Source organism: Streptomyces rimosus (genome assembly GCF_008704655.1).
GTDB lineage: Bacteria > Actinomycetota > Actinomycetes > Streptomycetales > Streptomycetaceae > Streptomyces > Streptomyces rimosus.
The window spans coordinates 7,636,552-7,655,061 of record NZ_CP023688.1 but is presented as its reverse complement, the minus strand read 5'-3'; the positions used below and the strand labels follow the sequence as shown (position 1 = coordinate 7,655,061).

Here is an 18,510-nt window from a genome sequence, read left to right as displayed (position 1 = left end):
CTCGGGGGAAAGACGGCGGGCGGACAACCGGCCGATGGGCGCCCGTCCACCGGCAGCGGCCCCCGTTGCAGACCAGCTTCGGGCTTCAGGGCCATGGTCGGGACCGTGTGAACGGGGCGGGCGCTGGTGCGCGGTTCACACCCCGTGTGAAGTCCGCACTCCCTCGGGAGCCGTCACGGCGGGTGACTTCACACGGGGTGTGCGCGGCCAACCCGCATATTCGTCCCGCACACGCTCCCGCCGTCCGTACCGAGGTAGTTGACTGATGCGCGGATCGACAACGAAGTCCCGTCCATGGAAGGAATGAGGAGCGGACCGTGACCGCCCACCCTGAACCCGATCTGATCGCCACCGACATGGCGGAGCTCAGACGCTGCCTCGATGTACGGACCGCCCGCGTCGACGGCCAACTGGCGTTGCTCGCCCAGCGTTCCGAACAGACCGAGCGTGACGCGGGCGACTTGCAGGCCCGCGTCACGCGGTTGGAGCACGGCCGCTGGCCGCTGCCCTCCATCGCCGCACTCACGGGGCTCGCGGCGCTGGCGATCGCCGTATGGCAGGCGATGGTGCGCTGAGGCCGGCGGGTACGCGGCAGGTACCGCGCGCCGCTGCCCGGATCACCCCAGCCTGATGTGGTGCAGCAACAGCAGAGCGGCCGCCATATTGGCGGCCGGCACCTCCCCTCGCGCGATCATGTCGGGTACCAGTTTCAAGGGGACCCACTCCCGTTTGTCGGACTCGAAGTCGTCCTCGGGATGGCCCACGAAGGCGCCCTGGTCGGACCAGAAGATGTGGTGCCGGGCGTCGGTGAGGCCGTTGGACGGCTCCACCGAAAGGAGGTGTTCGAGGGGGCCGGGGCGCCACCCGGTCTCCTCCTCCATCTCCCGGGCGGCCGCGGCGGCGATGTCCTCGCCGTCCTCGACCACCCCCGCGGCCAGCTCCCATCCCCAGGTGTCGGTGATGAAGCGGTGCCGCCACAGCAGCAGCACCTCGTTGGCCTCGTTGACCACTGTGGCCACGGCGACGGGCCGCAACCGGATCAGAAAGTGATCCAGATGGCGGCCGTCGGGGAGTTCGACATCGGCGAGGTTGACCCGGAACCAGCGGTTCTCGTAGACGGTCTGCTCACTGAGATTCTTCCATCGCACGTATGTGCCACCTTCCGCCGTTGGGCTGGCAAGGTGACACGGGCCGGCCTCACAGTGGAACGCGCAGCGCCTCGTCGATCAGATCGGCAGCCTGCTCGGTGGCGGTACCTCCGGTTTCGGACAGATGCTCGCGCACCGCCCGCAGCCGGTCCCGTAACCGCTGCGACTCCATTCCCCGCGCCTGTTCGGTCATCTGCGCGGCGTTGGCCACAGCCTGGTCCGCGTCCCCTTGGCGCAGCTCGATATGGGTGAGCATGGCCAGCCGGTGGACCCGGCCCCGGTCGTGCGCGGGGGTGTCGACGGCGGCGTCCGCGTGGGCCCGGGCGGCCCGCAGGTCCCCCAGGCTCAGCAGCGCCTCCGCCACTTGGACGTTCACCAGGCCCGGCTGGACGTAATCCGTTTCGTCGGGTTCCTGACCGGGGCGTATGCGCTCGGCCGCCGCCTCCGCACGCCGGATGCAGGACAGCGCGCTCGCGCCGTCCCCCAGGCGTGCGTACGCCTTGGCCTGCATCGCGTAGAGATCCGCCGCCAGCGCCGGGGTGATCTGCGGCCCCGCCGTGCGCAGGGCCGCCTCCGCGAACGCGACCGCCTGGCGGTACTCCCTGACGAACAGGGACTGGTTGACCAGCAGCGCGATGATGTACGCGCCGAGCCCCCGGTCCCCGCTCGCCTTGGCCAGCCGCAGCGCCTGATGGAAGTAGCGCTGGGCCAGGCCCAGGGCGTCCGAGTCGTACGCACAGATTCCCGCGACGGCCACCAGCCCGCCGGTCGCCCGGTGGAGCTGACGCCCCGTCGCATCGGTGTAGCTGCCGCGCAGCAGCGGTGCCGCCTCGGTGTTGAGGAACCCGACGACCCGCGTTCTCGTCGCGATACCACCCGCCTTCCGGTACATCTGCTCGTAGTGCGTACGCGCCGCGCGGAGCATTTCGATGTCCGCCATGGACACCCGGGTCAGGCCGTCCCTGGACACGTCGGCGTCCTCGGGCGGGTTCTCCCACTCCCATACGGGGATGACCGCGGAGGTGCCGGTGAGGGCGGGCGCGGACAGCACATGCGGCCGCTGCTGTTCGTCGGACCGCCACAGCGCGGTGGCGCGTTCGACGAATCCGGAGAGCGGGGTGTCCGGGACGCGGCGCACTCCCGGCCGGCTCAGTCCGATGTCGTCGAGCCCCACGGCCCGGTGCAGCCGCTCGCTGAGGACTTCGCAGATCAGGTCGGGTACCTGGCCCCGGGGCCGCTGCCCCTTCAGCCAGCGGGCCACCGCCGTGTGCTCGTAGCGCAGCGCCAGACCGCGCTGCCGGCCGAGCTGGTTGACGTGCAGGGCCAGCCCGGCGTGCGAGATTCCGGCCTCGTCGAGAATCGCGTCGAGCAGGCTGTTGGGCTCCATGGCGCCCTCCCGAGGGCGCCGCCCCACCCCCCGGCCGGGGCGACCGCCCATAGATTTGTCGACTCAACTACCCCTTGAGATCAGCGTAATGAAGCGCCCTTCACACGGGGTGTGAACCGGCCGCGCCGTCCTTCACTCCGCTTGGCCCGCCCGGACACGCCCGCGCGCCGAGGGGGCCGCGTCCGCCTGGGCGGGTACCCGCCAGCGGTCGTTGCACAGCACCAGCAGCGCCACATCGTCGGACAGCGGGCCGCCGACGTGCCGCAGCAGCGCGGTGCGTACGCCTTCGACGACGCAGGCGGGGCGGCAGTCGCGGACCGAGCGGACACTGTCGTCCAGCGCCCGCGGCAGCGGGAAGAACGTGCCGTGGGCGTCCCGCGCGTCGGTCGCGCCGTCCGTGTGCAGGAAGATCGCCTGGCCGGGGAGCAGCGGCGGGCAGGCCACCACCGGCAGCTCGGCGGGCAGCGGGAAGAGGCCCAGCGGCGGCATCGGCTCGTCGGGCGCCTCCAGCAGCGCGCCCTGCCGGCTGAGGCGGTACGGCCACGGGTGCCCGCAGTTCAGGGTGCGTACGGCGCCGTCCTGGCCGATCTCCACGAGCAGCACCGTCACGAACTCCTCGGACAGCGGACCATCCGGCTCTGCGCCGCCCGACGCCGGGTGCTCCGCGCGCGCCCGCTCCCGCAGATGCCGCTGCAGGGCGCGCTCCAGACGCCGGAGCACCGCGCCCAGATCCGGTTCGTCGTGCGCCGCCTCGCGGAAACTGCCGAGGACGGCGGCGACCGTGCCCAGCGCGCCGATGCCGTGGCCGCGCACATCGCCGATGACGGCCCGTACGCCGTGGCGCGTCGCCATGACGTCGTACAGATCGCCGCCGACGGTGGCGGCCTCGTCCGCCGTGAGGTGGTCGGCGGCGACCACGATGCCGTCCACGCGCGCGGGCAGCGGGCGCAGCAGCACCCGCTGCGCGGCGGTGGCCACTTCCTTCGTACGCTCCAGCTCCCGCAGCAGGCGCAGCCGACGGCCGGCGGTCAGATAGCTGGCGGCCACGACGACGAGGACGGCGCAGCACGTGCCGATACGGGCGAGGGCGTGGGCGCCCGGGTCCGCGCCCAGGGGCAGCAGCGCGAGCAGCGCGCACAGGCCGCCGAGCACCACGCACTGGCGCCGCCCGGTGCCGGCGCAGGCGATGGCGGGGGCGGCGGCGAGGAGCTGGAGGAACTGGCCGTCGGCGGCGGCGCACCGCTCCCAGAGCAGTACGGCGAGGACCCACAGGCCGGGCAGCACGAGGATGAAGGTCCGCCGGGCTCTTGCGGCACGCGCAGCCGTGCCGCCCCGCCGCGCCCAGGTTCGGATCATGCCGATGCTCCCCCCAGCAACCATCGAGGCGGTCGGCCCGGCCCTCTTTTCCCCGCGGCGGAACCTGTTGTGTGAGCGAGCCGCATCGTCCCGCACGATTCTTGCGACCCCGCGTGGTCAACCGGACACTTTGCGCGCCGATCTCACCCGATCGGGTGACCGCTGGGGAAACACCAAGGGGCCGGGGGACGAACCGTCGGTTCGTCCCCCGGCCCCGGTGGGAGAAGCGGTACGCGTGCTTACGCGCCGCGCAGCACGGCGCCCGTCCGCTCGACCGCGACGGCCACCGCCGCGTCCCGCGCCGCGGACGCCTCGTCGGCGGTCAGCGTGCGGTCGGGCGCCCGGAAGCGCAGCGCGTAGGCCAGGGACTTCTTGCCCTCGCCCACCTGCTCGCCGGTGAACACGTCGAACAGCCGCAGCGATTCGAGCAGCTCGCCAGCGCCGTCGCGGAGCGCGCCCGCCACCTCGGCGGCCGGCACCGACGCGTCCACGATCAGCGCGACGTCCTGGGTGGCGACCGGATAGGTGGAGATCCGCGGCGCCTGGACCACGCCGCCGCCGGCCCGCTGGAGGCGGTCCAGGTCGATCTCCATCGCGCAGGTGCGCTCCGGCAGGCCGAGCGCCTTGATGACGCGCGGGTGCAGCTCACCGGCGTTGCCGACGAGCACCTCCTCGCCGTCGATCACGGCGAGCAGCGCCGCGCAGCGGCCCGGGTGCCAGGGCGCGTGCTGGTCCTGGCGGACGATCAGCTCGACCCCGGCCTCGCGCGCCACGATGCGGCCCGCCTCGATCGCGTCCGCCCAGTCGGCCGGGCGGCCCTTGCCCCACCAGCCGGCCTGCTCGCGGGCGCCGGTGAGCACCACAGCGGCGCGGCGCGGCTGCTCGGGCAGCGCCGCATCCAGCGCGGCGATCTCCTCGTCGGTGGGCCGGCGGTCCACCGGCAGCCGCACCGACGGCTTCTCGTCGCCGGTCGGCCGGAAGACCAGGCCGGTCTCGAAGAGCGCGAGGTCGTGCGAGCCGCGGCCGTCGTTGCGCCGCAGCGCGCCGAGCAGGCCCGGCACCAGCGTCGTACGGAGCGCGGGCTCCTCGTCGGAGAGCGGGTTGACCAGTTTGACGGTCCGGCGGCGCGGGTCGTCCTCCTCCAGGCCGAGCTGGTCGAGGACGGCCTCGCCGAGGAACGGGTAGGTCGGTGCCTCGACGTAGCCGGCGCCGGCCAGCGCGCGGCCGACGCGGCGGTGCAGCCGCTGGCGCTCGGTCAGGCCCCGCCCGGCGGGCGGCCGGGGCAGGGTGAGGGGCAGGTTCTCGTACCCCTCCAGGCGGATGACCTCTTCGGCCAGGTCGTTGGGGTCGGTCAGGTCGGGCCGCCAGGACGGCACCGTCACGACCAGCTCGTCCTGGCCGTACACGTCACAGCCGACCTGCTGGAGGCGGCGGACGACGGTCTCACGGCCGTACGGGACGCCCGCGACGCGGTCCGGGTGGTCCGCGCGCATGGTGATCGTGCGCGGCCCGCTCGGCGAGACGACCTCGGTGACGCCGGCCTCGGCGGTGCCGCCCGCGAGCAGCACCAGCAGGTCGACGGTGCGCTGTGCCGCGGCGGACGCGGCCTGCGGGTCCACGCCGCGCTCGAAGCGCTTGGACGCCTCGGAGGACAGCTTGTGGCGGCGGGCCGTACGGGCCACGGACACCGCGTCGAAGTGCGCCGCCTCGACGACGACCTCGGTGGTGCCGCGCACCTCGCCGGTCTCCGGGTCGGTCTGCGGGTCCGCGATCTCGGTGTTGGCGCCGCCCATCACACCGGCCAGGCCGATCACACCGCGGTTGTCGGTGATGACCAGGTCCTCGGCGTCCAGCACGCGCTGCGCGCCGTCCAGGGTGGTCAGCTTCTCGCCGGCCTCGGCGCGGCGCACGCCGATCGTCCCCTCCACGCGGGAGCGGTCGTAGGCGTGCAGCGGCTGGCCCAGCTCCAGCATCACGTAGTTGGTGACGTCGACGGCGAGCGAGACCGGCCGCATGCCGGCCTTCTGCAGGCGGCGCTGGAGCCAGATCGGGGAGCGCGCCTCCGGGTTCAGGCCGACGACCGTACGGGCGGTGAAGCGGTCGCAGCCGAGCGGGTCGGCGACCTTGACCGGGTAGCCGAAGGAGTTCGGCGGCGGCACGTCCAGCAGCGCCGGGTCGCGCAGCGGCAGCCCGTAGGCGATGGCGGCCTCGCGGGCGATGCCGCGCATGGACAGGCAGTCGCCGCGGTTGGCGGTGACGGCGATGTCCAGGACCTCGTCGACGAGCTGGAGCAGCTCGATGGCGTCGGTGCCGGGCTCGTACTCCGGCGGCAGCACGATGATGCCGCCGGACCCGTCGTCGCCCATGCCCAGCTCGTCGCCCGAGCAGATCATGCCGTGCGAGACCTTGCCGTACGTCTTGCGCGCGGCGATCTTGAAGTCACCGGGCAGCACCGCGCCGGGCAGCACCACGACGACCTTGTCGCCGACGGCGAAGTTGCGCGCGCCGCAGACGATCTCCTGGGGCTCGCCGGTGCCGTTGGCCCGGCCGACATCGACCGTGCAGAAGCGGATCGGCTTCTTGAAGCCCTCCAGCTCCTCGATGGTCAGCACCTGGCCGACGACCAGCGGGCCCTTGAGGCCGGCGCCGAGCTGCTCGACGGTCTCGACCTCCAGGCCGGTGGCGACGAGTTTGGCCTGTACGTCGCGGCCGGACTCACCGGCCGGCAGGTCGACGTATTCCCGCAGCCAAGAAAGCGGGACCCGCATCAGATCTCCATCCCGAAAGGCCGGGTGAACCGGACGTCACCCTCGACCATGTCTCGCATGTCCTCGACGTTGTGGCGGAACATCAGCATCCGCTCGATGCCGAACCCGAAGGCGAAGCCGCTGTACTTCTCCGGGTCGACGCCGCAGGCCGTCAGCACCCGCGGGTTGACCATGCCGCAGCCGCCCAGCTCGATCCAGCCCTCGCTGGAGCAGGTGCGGCACGGGCGCTGCGGGTCGCCGACGGAGGCGCCGCGGCAGACGTAGCAGACCATGTCCAGCTCGGCGGACGGCTCGGTGAACGGGAAGTAGTTCGGCCGCAGCCGCGTCTTGATGTCGTCGCCGAACAGCGCCTTGACCATGTGGTCGAGGGTGCCGCGCAGGTCCGCCATGGTCAGGCCCTCGTCGATGGCGAGCAGCTCGACCTGGTTGAAGACCGGGGTGTGGGTGGCGTCCAGCTCGTCCGTGCGGTAGACGCGGCCCGGGCAGATCACGTACAGCGGCGGCTCGCGGTCGAGCATCGTGCGGATCTGCACCGGCGAGGTGTGGGTGCGCAGCACGACGCCGGACTGGTCCTCACCGGCGGCCTCGTTCTCTACGAAGAACGTGTCCTGCATCGTGCGGGCCGGGTGGTCCGGGGCGATGTTCAGCGCGTCGAAGTTCAGCCACTCCGACTCGACCTCGGGGCCCTCGGCGACCTCGTAGCCCATGGCCACGAAGACGTCCTCGATCCGCTCGGACAGGGTGGTGAGCGGGTGGCGGGCGCCGGGGCGTACCCGGTCGTGCGGCAGCGTGACGTCCACCGCCTCCTCGACCAGCACCCGGGCGTCCCGCTCCGCCTCCAGCTCTTCCTGGCGGGCCTTGAGCGCCTGGCTCACCTGGCCGCGGGCCTGGCCGACGCGCTTGCCCGCGTCCGCCTTCGCCTGCGGCGGCAGCGCGCCGATCTCGCGGTTGGCCAGCGCCAGCGGCGAGGTGCCACCGGTCTGCGCGACCTTCACCTCGTGCAGCTCCTGGAGGTCGCCGGCGGCGGCGATGGCGGCCAGCGCCTCGTCCCGCATGCGGGCGATCTCTTCCGGTTTCAGGGCCTCGACCTCGACAGGGTCGTACGACTTATTGGGTGCGGACATCTCTTCCCGTGCTTCCGATGGGCTTGGCGCGCGGCTTGCCCCCGACGTGTGCAGTGCCAAAGGTGCCAAAGGTGCAGTCTACGGGGCAGGGCGGCCGCGCCTCATCCGAGCCCCGACGGGGGTGGGCCCGCCGGGCGCCGCTCACGCCATGAAGGCGGGCGTCCCGACGGGCAGGCTAAATCGGAACCGGGCGCCGCCGGCCGGGGCGCGGCCGACCGTGATCGTGCCGCCGTGGGCCTCGACGATGCCCTTGACGATATACAGGCCCAGGCCGGTGCCGCCGCGCTTGCTGCCCCGCCAGAAACGGGTGAAGACGCGGCTCATCGACTCCTCGGGGATGCCGGGGCCCTCGTCGCTCACGGTGACACTCGTCCCTTCCGCTCCGGAGACGTCCGATGCCGGTGCCACTTCGATGGTGACGGTTCCCTCGCCGTGGCGCACCGCGTTTTCCAGCAGGTTGCCCAGCACCTGGTCGATCTTGTCCGGGTCCGCCCACAGATCGGGCAGCGGCTCGACCATGCGGATCAGGAAGCGGTCCGGCAGCTGGCCCGCCGTCGTCTGGGCCTGGACGTGCCGGCGTACGGCGGCGACCATGTCCACCCGCTGCCGCCGCACCTCAAGCCGGCCGGAGTCGATACGGGAGATGTCCAGCAGCTCGGCGATCAGGCGGGTAACGCGGTTGGCGTCGGCGTCCACGGTCTCCAGCATCAGGCGCTTCTGGTCGTCGGTGAAGCGCTCCCACTTCTGGAGCAGGGTGGCGGTGAACCCCTTGACGGAGGTCAGCGGCGAGCGCAGCTCGTGGGCGACGGTGGCGATCAGCTCGGCGTGGCTCAGTTCCGTACGGCGCCGCGCCTCGGTGCCGCGCAGCGCGACGACGAGGCGGCGGACCGGGCCGGTGGGACGGCTGCGGACGTAGCGCGCGGAGACCAGCACCTCGCGGCCGCCGAGCAGCAGATTGCGCTCCGGCTGGCCGTTGCGGATCGCCAGACCGCCGTACGGGTCGGTCAGCTGCCACCAGCGGCGGCCCTCGATGTCCTGGAGCGGCAGCGCCTTCTCCAGCGGCCGGCCCAGCGCCTCGTGCGGGGCGATGGCGGTGATCCGGGCCGCGGCGGCGTTGAAGCAGATGACCCGGCCGGTCTCGTCGGCGACGACCAGGCCGTCGGGCAGGTCGTCCGGGTCGAGCCCGGCGCCGGTCAGGTCCGGGGCGCCGGCGGGCACCGGGCCGGGGGCGTCGCCGCCCTCCGGACGGGAACCGGCAGCGACCGTCGTGCTCCGCGCCCTGGACTGCATTCCCGCTACCCCCTCCCCTTCCGGCCCACGGGGTCGCAACACTACTAGCCGCGGGAGCCGGAGCGGCAGCCTCCGGCGGTGCGCTGCGCGCGGGCCGAGGCGTAGAGGCATACGGCGGCGGCGGTGGCCAGGTTGAGGCTCTCGGCCTTGCCGTGGATCGGCACCCGCACCACCGCGTCGGCCAGTGCGCGGGTCTCCTCCGGCAGGCCCCACGCCTCGTTGCCGAAGACCCAGGCGGTGGGGCCGCTCATGGTGCCCGCGTCCAGTTCGGCGTCCAGGTCGGCGGCGCCCGCGCCGTCGGCGGCCACGATCCGTACGCCCGCGCCGCGCAGCCCCGCGACGACCTGCTCGACCGGTACGCCCACGGCCACCGGCAGGTGGAAGAGCGAGCCGACCGAGGCGCGCACCGACTTGGGGTTGTAGAGGTCCACCGAGGCGTCGGTCAGCACCACCGCGTCGGCGCCCGCGGCGTCCGCGCAGCGCAGCACCGTGCCGGCGTTGCCGGGGTCGCGTACGTTGGCGAGCACCGCGACCAGCTTCGGGCGGGCCGCCAGGATCTCCTCGAAGGGCGAGTCCAGGAAGCGGCAGACGCCGACCAGACCCTGCGGGGTGACGGTCTGGGACAGTTCGGCGATGGTCGCGTCGGCGGCGTAGTGCACCGGTACGCCGGCCGCGCGCACCGCGCCGACGATGTCCGCGTGCCGCTCGGCGGCCTCCGGGGTGGCGAACAGCTCGACGAGCGTGCGCTCCCCGGCGAAGCGGTGCGCGACGGCTTCGCGTACGGCCTGCGGGCCCTCGGCGATGAACCGGCGTTCCTTGCCGCGGAAGTTGCGGCGGGCCAGCCGCCGGGCGGCGGCGACACGCGCGGAACGCGGGGAGATCAACTCGGGGGTGCCCATGGGCGGCGGCTCACTTCTTCGGATGTCGTCGGCGTGCGGAAGGGCGTACGGAAAGCGACGGACCCGCAGGCCGGGGGCCTGCGGGTCCGTGCGAGCGTGCCTCAGGCCGTGGTTCAGGCGGCCTTCGGGGCGTTGACGTCGCTCGGCAGCGCCTTCTGGGCCACCTCGACCAGCGCGGCGAACGCGTTGGTGTCGTTGACCGCGAGCTCGGCCAGCATCTTGCGGTCGACCTCGATGTTCGCGGCCTTCAGACCCTGCACGAAGCGGTTGTAGGTCATGCCGTTGGCGCGGGCAGCGGCGTTGATGCGCTGGATCCACAGCTGACGGAAGTCGCCCTTGCGCTTCTTGCGGTCGTTGTAGTTGTAGACGAGGGAGTGGGTGACCTGCTCCTTCGCCTTGCGGTAGAGGCGGGAACGCTGGCCGCGGTAGCCGCTGGCCTGCTCGAGGATCGCCCGGCGCTTCTTGTGGGCGTTGACTGCCCGCTTGACGCGTGCCACTTGTTAACTCCTTGTAGCGGGGCCGCGGTGGTCGTCACGCGGCCCGAATCGACTTCGGTCCCGGTCGGGTCCTGCGTGCCGCGCCTCGCGGCGGGCGGCAGGACTTACTTGCCGAGAAGCTTCTTGACCTTCGCGGCGTCGCCCGGGGCCATCACGGCGTTGCCGGTGAGGCGACGCGTCACGCGGGACGACTTGTGCTCGAGCAGGTGGCGCTTGCCGGCGCGCTCCCGCATCACCTTGCCGGAGCCGGTGATCTTGAAGCGCTTGCTGGCACCGCTGTGCGTCTTGTTCTTCGGCATGCGCCGTTCTCTCCTCTTGAGTGGCGCCCCCACCGGCCTGGGGACCGGCGCCCGGGGGCGTCAGATGTATCGGTTGGAATCCGGGGCGGTCCCCGGCGTTCTCCGGGGCTCGCGCCCTGGATCACGCCTCGGCAGGCTCCTCGGCGCCCTGCTCCGCAGCAGAGCCCTGGCGCTCCGCCTTGCGGGCGGCCTGCGCCTCACGGGCCTCGGCCATCGCCTCGGTCTTCTTCTTGTGCGGACCGAGGACCATGATCATGTTGCGGCCGTCCTGCTTCGGGTTGGACTCGATGAAGCCCAGGTCCTGGACGTCCTCCGCGAGGCGCTGCAGCAGTCGGAAGCCCAGCTCGGGGCGGGACTGCTCGCGACCACGGAACATGATCGTGATCTTGACCTTGTCACCCTGCTTGAGGAACCGGACGACGTGACCCTTCTTGGTGTCGTAGTCGTGCGGGTCGATCTTCGGCCGGAGCTTCATCTCCTTGATGACCGTGTGCGCCTGGTTCTTGCGCGCCTCACGGGCCTTCATGGCCGACTCGTACTTGAACTTTCCGTAGTCCATGAGCTTGCAGACCGGCGGACGGGCGTTCGCCGCCACCTCGACCAGGTCGAGGTCGTACTCCTGCGCAAGCTCCAGGGCCTTGGCAAGCGGCACAATGCCGACCTGCTCGCCACTGGGACCGACGAGTCGCACCTCGGGGACGCGAATCCGGTCGTTGATGCGGGGCTCGGCGCTGATGGATCCTCCTCGGTAGCACCACGCGACGGCCTGGCGGACTGCCGCGTAACGTCTGTTTCGGTATGACCAACCACGCCGCAGCACGAAAAATGCCCCGGACGGGACACAGGCGGGGCTCCTCAATGGATCGGGAGCACCGCCGCGATGTCACCGCGGGGCGCAGCCTGACCGTTGACCCGCCTGCCCGGGGGCTGGTCGGGTGGGAGATCGGAGCCTCCACTTGTGGGCCGGGCACATCGGTGCTCGGCCGGTCGGACTCCCAGGATACACGAGTCAAGGGGCGGGCCCCACTCGTCGGCGGACCTGCCGCGGGGGCGGGCCCCGCGCGCGCACGGGCCCACCATAAGGTGGGGCCGACCCCTGAGCAGGAAGTGAAGCGCGAGCCATGAGTGACCAGACCCCGCAGCAGCCCGGCCCGGCGGAGCCGGCCGGCCCCGCCGCCCCCGCGAACCCGGACTTCGACGCGATGACCCGCGACATCGCGGACGTGCCGGCCGTCGAGGTGATCACCACCGTCGCCGTGCACCTGATGTCCTCCGCGGCGGTCAACCTCGGGCTGGCCGAGGACGGTGCCGAGCACAAGGACCTGGACGAGGCCCGCAAGCTCATCCAGGCGCTGGCCGGACTGGTGACGGCGAGCGCGACGGAGATCGGCTCCTACCACGCGGCGCCGCTGCGGGACGGGCTGAAGTCGCTCCAGCTGGCCTTCCGCGAGGCGAGCGTCGTGCCGGACGAGCCGGGGCAGGGGCCCGGGGAGAAGTTCACGGGGCCGGTGTACGGGTAACCGGGTCCGTCTCGGCGCGCTGGGCGCGCCTTGCGCGTGAGGCGCGTCCTGGGCGCGCGTGGGTGAGGCCGCTCCCGGCCGGTGGTGCCGGGGGCGGCCTCGTCGTTTGTGTGGGGTTCCGTCGCTACGGTGCGGTTGCGTCGATACGGTGACGTCGCATCGATACGGTGCCGACGCGTCGATACGGTTGCGTGGCGTCGCTGCGGTGGCGTTGCGTCGCTACGGTGGCGCGTCGCTACGGTGGCGTTGCGACGATACGCTGCCGTTACGTCGCGGAGCGTTCGTCCGCGACCAGCTTGGGCTCGTTCGGCGGGTGGGTGACCTGGTGCACCACCGCGGCCAGCGCGCCGCCGATCAGCGGCGCCACGATGAACAGCCACAGCTGCGACAGCGCGCCGCCGCCCGCGAACAGGGCCGGGCCGATGCTGCGGGCCGGGTTCACCGACGTACCGGTGAGCGGAATGCCGATGAGGTGCACGGTCGCCAGCGCCAGGCCGATCGGCAGACCGTCGAAGCCGACCACCGCCACCCGGTGGGTGACCGCGAGCACCACGAACACCAGCAGGAACGTCAGCACGATCTCGGCCACGAAGGCGCCGCCGAGATTGATGTGCACCGCCGAACGGTCGCCCCAGCCGTTGGACCCGAATGCCTCGTCGGTCTTCAGGCCCGGCACCTGCTTGGCGACCAGGAACAGCAGCGCCGCGCCGACGATGCCGCCCAGCAGCTGGGCGATCCAGTACTCGATCGCCGTACGGGGCGTGATGCGGTGCGCCAGCAGCATGCCGAGCGTCACCGCCGGGTTGACGTGGCTGCCCGAGATCGGGCCGATCGCGTACGCCAGGGCCAGCAGGGTGAAGCCGAATGCCAGGGCGATGCCGAACGTTCCGATGTACTCGCCGGCCAGCACCGCGGAGCCGACGGCGAAGAACACCAGGAGCAGCGTGCCGAGGAACTCGGATACGACCGTGCGGGTCTCCGTTGTCGTCTCCATGGGGCCTCCTCGCCCGGATCTTGCGCTTTCCTTCGCATTGTGCGGCGGGGGGAGGAGATCCGCCTGTTGAAGGCGGTGCGCCGGTGCAAGGCGGTGCGCCGGTGGTCGGAGGCCGGGGCCCGGGGCGGGAGGTCAGCGGGTGAAGAACGCCCCCGCGGTGTCCGTGCCCGGCGGCAGCAGGGCCAGGTCGAGGCCCCGGATGAGCCGGGAGCGCAGGGTCTCGTCCGCGGCCAGCGCGGGGGCCAGGCGCTGGGCGACGGTGGCGGGCGTGGCGTCCGGGGCGAGCCCGAGGGAGAGGGTCCCGTCGGCCTCCGCCGAGGGGTCCAGACGGGCCACCAGGACGTCCGGCTCGGCGTCCAGCAGAGCGCGCAGCGCGTCGGTGACGGCCGGGTCGGCGAGCGGGTCGGTGCTCTCCCGGCCCTCCGCGAGCGCGCGCAGCGCGGCCCCGGTGAGCTGGTACGTCGCCGGGCCCGCCAGGTCGATGACGACCGTGTCCGCCTTCTCGTGCGCGGCGGCGAGCAGCGCCTGCCGCATCGGAACCGCCACCGGGCGGGCGTCCGGGCGCCAGCGGTGCAGCGTCTCCATCGACGTGAAGGCCGGCAGGGCGCGGCGGCCGTCCGGGGCCTGGAGCGTCGGCACCGCCATGTCGCTCGTCTTCTCCCGCTTGAGGCCGTCCGGGCCGGTCTCCACCTCGCCGAGCACGGCCACGACCGGGACGAGGAGCCGGGCCCGGCTCAGCAGCGGGAGGAGCCGGGTCTCGGTCGCCTCCGTGGGTGCGGCCGCGTGATCCGCCAGTGCGGCGGCCAGTTCCGGGTCGGCGGAGCCGTCGTCTTCGGAGAAGTCGGAGGTGGGGATGTTTTTGAGCACGTTGCCGAGCCTAGCGGTGGGCCCTTTGGGCCCGGGGTTTGGGCCGGTCGGTTCGGTTTCGGCCGCCCCGCTGTACGCGCCTGCGGCGGGCTTGTCGGTGGCGGTTCGGTTTCGGCTGCCCCGCCGTTCGCGCCTGCGGCGGGCTGTGGCCGCGCTGCGCCCCCTGGGCGCGGTTGTCCGGCTCGTCGGTTTCGGTTTCGGCTGCCCCACCGTACGCGCCTGCGGCGGGCTGTGGCCGCTGCGCGGGGCTGTCAAGGTTCGGGGGCGGGCCTGCGCGGCAGGCCGCTCCGGCCCGCCCCCTTCCGTGGGAAGGGTGGTTGAGGGAGGGGGTGGTGGGGGTAGTGGGTGGCTTGGTGCGGCGGCGTTTGGGCGGGGGCGGGTGCGGATCGTGTATGGGCTCGGGTACTGGTCAGGTGCGCTTGCGCCAGAAGATTGCTGATGCCGTGATCAGGGCCATGCCTGCGATCGTTGCCGTCCACGGGAGCCATGTGGGGTCGGCGCTGGGCTGTTCGGCGGCTGGGCCGGGGCCGAAGTAGTGGCTTGTGTGGGCGGCGGGGGCGGGCTTCTGGGGGGTTGGCTTGAGGGCGTTGCCCTCTTTTATCGCGGCGGCCGGGTCGACCATGCCTGCGCCCAGTTCGTCGTTGCGGCCACCTTCGGGGGCGTCCTGGGCGGTGTCGGTGAGGAGCTGTTTGATCTGGGCGGGGCTCAGGTCGGGGTGGGCGGCGCGGATCAGGGCCACCGCGCCGGAGACGAAGGCGGACGCGGCACTGGTGCCCCAGCCCTCGTAGTACTTGCGGTCCGGGTTGGCGATGACTACGCCGACGCCGGGCGCGCAGACCGTGGCGTACCAGCGGCGGGTGGAGAAGTTGGCGCGGGAGCCCCACTGGTCGACGGCGGTCACGGCGATCACGCCGGGGTAGGCGGCGGGGTAGGAGACGTGGTCGCCGTCCTTGCCGCCGTTGCCGGCCGAGGCGATGACGGGGACGCCCTTGCCCAGCGCGTACTGGATGGCGGCGTCCTCGCGGGGCTCGGGGTGCGCGGAGCTGCTGTCGTCGCCGAGGGACAGGTTGATCACGTCGGCGCCGTGGTCGGCGGCCCAGCGTATGCCGTCGGCGAGGGCGCCCGCGCGTTCGGCGCGGGCGCGTTTGCGCTCCGGGTCGCTGTCTTCGAGGATCACCCGGACCGGCAGGATCTTCGCCTCGGGTGCCACACCGACCACGCCGTCGGCCCGGTCGGCGCCGTGGCCGTGGCCGGCGATGATGCCGGACATCGCGGTGCCGTGCTCGGCCCACGCCTTGTCGCCGGGGCTCGCGCCGAAGCCGACCAGGTCGTTGTCGGGCAGTACCTGGCCCTGGAGGTCGGGGTGGCTCGCGTCCACGCCGGTGTCCAGGACGGCGACGGTGATGCCCTCGCCCTTGGTGGTCTCCCAGGCGTCCTGTGTGTTCATGGCCTTGAGCGCCCATTCCTGGGCCCGTATGCCGTCGGCGTGGGCGGGCAGCGCGGGCAGGACGGTCAGCGCGGCGGCGGACAGCGCGACGCCGGCGGCGCGCAGCAGGGGCCTCCTGGTCATTGCGGCTCCGTGGTTCCCTTGGCGGCCTGCTTGCGGAAGGTCTGCTCGATGCGGTCGGTGACGGCTTTCGCGTCGTGGCCGAGCCCGGCTTCGGCGGGGGCGGTGGTGGCGCCGGTACGGGTGGCTTCGGCGGCGGGCTGCGGGTCGTCGACCTTACGGCCGTCGGCGAAGCCGGAGACGCCGTAGACGACGACGGGCAGGTCGTCGAGGACGCGGATGCTCCAGCTGGCGCGCTGGGCGGGCCCGAAGCCGGCGGCGGGGGTGCCCTTGGCGGCGTACGGGCGGGGCATCAGGTCCGTACGGGTGTCCAGGTGCTCCTTGGCGAAGCGGCGGCGCAGGTCCTGCATGCCGGTGCGGTCGGCCTTGGTGGAGACGGCGCCGACGGTGATGACGCTGGTGCGGGTGGCGTCGACGTAGGTGGCGCGCACCAGGCGGTTGCAGCCCACCGGGGCGAGCGCCTTGGTCAGCAGCGGGTCGAAGGCGCCCGCACAGCCGCTGTCGGGCGCGACGGCGATGCGGATCCAGGTGCGGTCCGCGCCACCGGGGCCGGTGCCCAGGCCGTTCAGGGTGGGCGGGAAGAGCGTGTCGACGGGGGCGCTGTGCCAGGTCTCGCGGCCGTGCGCGAAGACCGCCTCGGCGGCGGGGCTGCCGTCGGCGTCGCCGGCGAGCCAGCTGCCTGCGGCGGCGCCCGCGACGAGGCCGACGCCGAGCACCAGTCCGGCGGCGGCCAGCGCGGTGCGCCGCACGGAGTGGTGCGCGGCCGGGGCCGGGGGCGTGTACGGCGGGGTGGCGGGAGGCGGCGGCACGAGCGGGCCGGTGAGGGGGCGGCCGGTCGGGGGCGGCAGGTCGTCGGGGGCGGCCTCGTCTGCCGTACGCGCGGTGCCGGGGCGCTTCGGGTCGCCGTTCCAGAGTGCTCCGCTGTTGGCGAGGTGGAAGGCGGCGGTGTCGCGGGGCGCGGCGGAACGGTCCGTCGCGGGACGGTCCGCCGCGGGACGGTCCGTCGCGGTCTGGGGCAGGACGGACGGGTTGTTCGCGGGCGGCGTCGCGGGGGCGTGGGTGGGGCGGGGCGGGATGTTTTCCGGGGATGGGCCGCCTGCTGCCGCGGCCGGGCCGGTCGGCGCCGCGGCCACGGCGGGTCCGGTCGGCGCCGCGGCAGATCCGGTCGGCGCCGCGGTCGGCATCGGGCCGGGGGCCGGCTTCGCGGGGCGTTCCGGCGGGACGGGGCGCAGCACGGCCGTCTGCGGGTCCTCGGCGGGCGGTGCCGGTGCCTGCGGGGGCAGGGTGCGGGGAAGGCGATGCGCGTCGGCGAAATCGGCTTCGGTGCTCACCCGCGCTCCCCCTCGCGCCCCTGGTCCCGCGCCCGGCCGGCAATCGGGGCAGGGTGGTTCGTATCCGGACATCACACCGCTGACCTGCTGGTTGCGGCGTCCGCTCACTCTACGGGCTGCCGCCGCCGGTGCTCCAACTCGTCCGCTCTCCCCCGGCGTCCGGCGTCCGGTCTGTCGCGTTCCTACCCCCTACCCACCCGTAGGACCTTCTGGCAGGCTGCGGCCATGTCCCCGTATCCGTGCGACACGGCTGCCGACCGGGCCCGTTACGACCGGGCCACCGCGCATCTCGACGCGCCGCTGGCGCTCGTGGACCTCGACGCCTTCGACGCCAACGCCGCGGATCTGGTACGGCGCGCGCAGGGCAAGCCGCTGCGGGTGGCGAGCAAGTCGGTACGCTGCCGGGCCCTGCTGGAACGGGCGCTGGCCCGGGACGGTTTCACGGGCGTCATGAGCTACACCCTGGCCGAGTCGCTGTGGCTGGCGCGGTCCGGGATCGAGGACGTGCTGCTGGCGTATCCGTCGGCGGACCGGGAGGGCTTCGCGGAACTGGCCGCCGATCCGAAGCTGGCGGCTGCGGTGACGGTGATGGTCGACGACGTGGCGCAGCTGGATCTGGTCGACGCCGCTCGCCCTGCCGGGGGCGGCGAGGAGATCCGGGTGTGCCTGGAGTGGGACACCGCGTACCGGCCGCTGGGCGGACGGGTGCGGATCGGCGCGCGCCGGTCGCCGATGAACCGGCCGGACCAGGTGGCCGCGCTGGCCCGCGCGGTGACGCGCCGTCCGGGTTTCCGGGTGGCCGGGCTGATGGCGTACGAGGGCCATGTGGCGGGGGTGGGCGACGCGGTCGCCGGGCATCCGCTGCGCTCCCGTGCCGTACAGGCGATGCAGGCGGCGGCGCGCCGGGACCTGGCGCGGCGGCGCTGGGAGGTCGTACGCGCGGTGCGGGCCGAGGCGCCGGACCTGGAATTCGTCAACGGCGGTGGCACGGGCAGCGTGCAGCACACGGCGGCGGAGGCAGCGGTGACCGAGATCGCGGCCGGGTCGGGGCTGTACGTACCGCGGCTGTTCGACAACTACCGCTCTTTCACGGGCCGTCCGGCGGCGCTGTTCGCCCAACCGGTGGTGCGGCGGCCGGGGAAGGGTGTCGTGACCGTGCTGGGCGGCGGCTATCCGGCGTCCGGGGTCGCGGGCCGGGACCGTTCGCCGGTGCCGTATCTGCCGGAGGGACTGCGGTACGACCCGCAGGAGGAGGCGGGAGAGGTGCAGACCCCGCTGCTGGGGCCCGCCGCCGACGGCCTGCGGCTCGGCGACAAGGTGTGGTTCCGGCACGCGAAGGCCGGTGAGCTGTGCGAACGGTTCGCGGCACTGCACCTGGTCGAGGGCGACCGGGTGGTGGCGACGGTACCGACGTACCGCGGCGAGGGCCGCACCTTCCTGTAGCTGATAAGAAGGCACGGCCC

17 protein-coding genes are annotated in these 18,510 nt (G+C 73.2%); 3 read left to right on the top strand and 14 right to left on the bottom strand.

Annotated elements, in window-relative coordinates:
- Positions 1-317: 317 nt before the first annotated feature.
- A complete protein-coding gene (locus CP984_RS33455) occupies positions 318-575 on the top strand; it encodes a hypothetical protein (protein ID WP_003985525.1) in 258 nt (85 codons plus the stop codon).
- Between the two features lie 42 nt (positions 576-617).
- Here CP984_RS33455 and CP984_RS33450 read toward each other — a convergent pair whose 3' ends face one another.
- The 10 genes from CP984_RS33450 to infC all read right to left on the bottom strand — a co-directional run bounded on the left by CP984_RS33450 (position 618) and on the right by infC (position 11,585).
- A complete protein-coding gene (locus CP984_RS33450; protein ID WP_003985526.1) occupies positions 618-1,148 on the bottom strand; it encodes an NUDIX domain-containing protein in 531 nt (176 codons plus the stop codon).
- Positions 1,149-1,197: 49 nt separating this feature from the next.
- Complete coding sequence (locus CP984_RS33445; RefSeq protein ID WP_003985527.1) at positions 1,198-2,535, bottom strand: hypothetical protein; 1,338 nt, start codon at positions 2,533-2,535, stop codon at positions 1,198-1,200.
- Between the two features lie 132 nt (positions 2,536-2,667).
- Positions 2,668-3,891: a PP2C family protein-serine/threonine phosphatase gene (locus CP984_RS33440; RefSeq protein WP_003985528.1), complete on the bottom strand. Its 1,224-nt coding sequence runs from the start codon at positions 3,889-3,891 to the stop codon at positions 2,668-2,670.
- A gap of 239 nt (positions 3,892-4,130) precedes the next feature.
- Positions 4,131-6,659, bottom strand: coding sequence for a phenylalanine--tRNA ligase subunit beta (pheT, locus tag CP984_RS33435; RefSeq protein WP_003985529.1), 2,529 nt, complete (start codon positions 6,657-6,659; stop codon positions 4,131-4,133).
- Positions 6,659-7,783 (bottom strand): phenylalanine--tRNA ligase subunit alpha, encoded by a 1,125-nt coding sequence (pheS, locus tag CP984_RS33430; protein ID WP_003985530.1) that lies wholly within the window; start codon positions 7,781-7,783, stop codon positions 6,659-6,661. Before pheS ends, pheT begins: the two co-directional genes overlap by 1 nt.
- Before the next feature lie 141 nt (positions 7,784-7,924).
- On the bottom strand, positions 7,925-9,073 hold the full coding sequence (locus CP984_RS33425) for a sensor histidine kinase (protein WP_003985531.1): 1,149 nt from the start codon (positions 9,071-9,073) through the stop codon (positions 7,925-7,927).
- Positions 9,074-9,117: 44 nt separating this feature from the next.
- Positions 9,118-9,972 carry a TrmH family RNA methyltransferase gene (locus CP984_RS33420; protein ID WP_003985532.1) on the bottom strand — a complete coding sequence of 285 codons (855 nt, stop codon included), beginning with the start codon at positions 9,970-9,972 and terminating at the stop codon, positions 9,118-9,120.
- A 113-nt stretch (positions 9,973-10,085) separates the two neighbouring features.
- Entirely contained in the window at positions 10,086-10,469 is a 384-nt protein-coding gene (gene rplT / locus CP984_RS33415; protein ID WP_003985533.1) for a 50S ribosomal protein L20, read from the bottom strand.
- Between the two features lie 104 nt (positions 10,470-10,573).
- Complete coding sequence (gene rpmI / locus CP984_RS33410; protein WP_003985534.1) at positions 10,574-10,768, bottom strand: 50S ribosomal protein L35; 195 nt, start codon at positions 10,766-10,768, stop codon at positions 10,574-10,576.
- A gap of 121 nt (positions 10,769-10,889) precedes the next feature.
- Positions 10,890-11,585, bottom strand: coding sequence for a translation initiation factor IF-3 (gene infC, locus CP984_RS33405; protein ID WP_078575433.1), 696 nt, complete (start codon positions 11,583-11,585; stop codon positions 10,890-10,892).
- A 304-nt stretch (positions 11,586-11,889) separates the two neighbouring features.
- On the opposite strand from infC, the gene CP984_RS33400 reads away from it, so the two are divergent.
- On the top strand, positions 11,890-12,288 hold the full coding sequence (locus CP984_RS33400; protein ID WP_003985536.1) for a DUF1844 domain-containing protein: 399 nt from the start codon (positions 11,890-11,892) through the stop codon (positions 12,286-12,288).
- A 265-nt stretch (positions 12,289-12,553) separates the two neighbouring features.
- Here CP984_RS33400 and CP984_RS33395 read toward each other — a convergent pair whose 3' ends face one another.
- From CP984_RS33395 to CP984_RS41610, 4 genes are all read right to left on the bottom strand, one after another.
- Complete coding sequence (locus CP984_RS33395) at positions 12,554-13,282, bottom strand: MIP family channel protein (protein ID WP_003985537.1); 729 nt, start codon at positions 13,280-13,282, stop codon at positions 12,554-12,556.
- A gap of 132 nt (positions 13,283-13,414) precedes the next feature.
- Complete coding sequence (locus tag CP984_RS33390; protein ID WP_003985538.1) at positions 13,415-14,149, bottom strand: SseB family protein; 735 nt, start codon at positions 14,147-14,149, stop codon at positions 13,415-13,417.
- A gap of 409 nt (positions 14,150-14,558) precedes the next feature.
- The gene (gene mycP / locus CP984_RS33385; RefSeq protein WP_003987438.1) at positions 14,559-15,719 is read right to left on the bottom strand and encodes a type VII secretion-associated serine protease mycosin; all 1,161 of its coding nucleotides are present in this window, start codon (positions 15,717-15,719) and stop codon (positions 14,559-14,561) included.
- Complete coding sequence (locus CP984_RS41610) at positions 15,716-17,047, bottom strand: hypothetical protein (protein ID WP_094777490.1); 1,332 nt, start codon at positions 17,045-17,047, stop codon at positions 15,716-15,718. The genes mycP and CP984_RS41610 overlap by 4 nt, the downstream gene beginning before the upstream one ends.
- 225 nt (positions 17,048-17,272) lie before the next feature.
- On the opposite strand from CP984_RS41610, the gene CP984_RS33375 reads away from it, so the two are divergent.
- Positions 17,273-18,490 carry an amino acid deaminase/aldolase gene (locus CP984_RS33375; protein WP_003985331.1) on the top strand — a complete coding sequence of 406 codons (1,218 nt, stop codon included), beginning with the start codon at positions 17,273-17,275 and terminating at the stop codon, positions 18,488-18,490.
- Positions 18,491-18,510 lie beyond the last annotated feature (20 nt).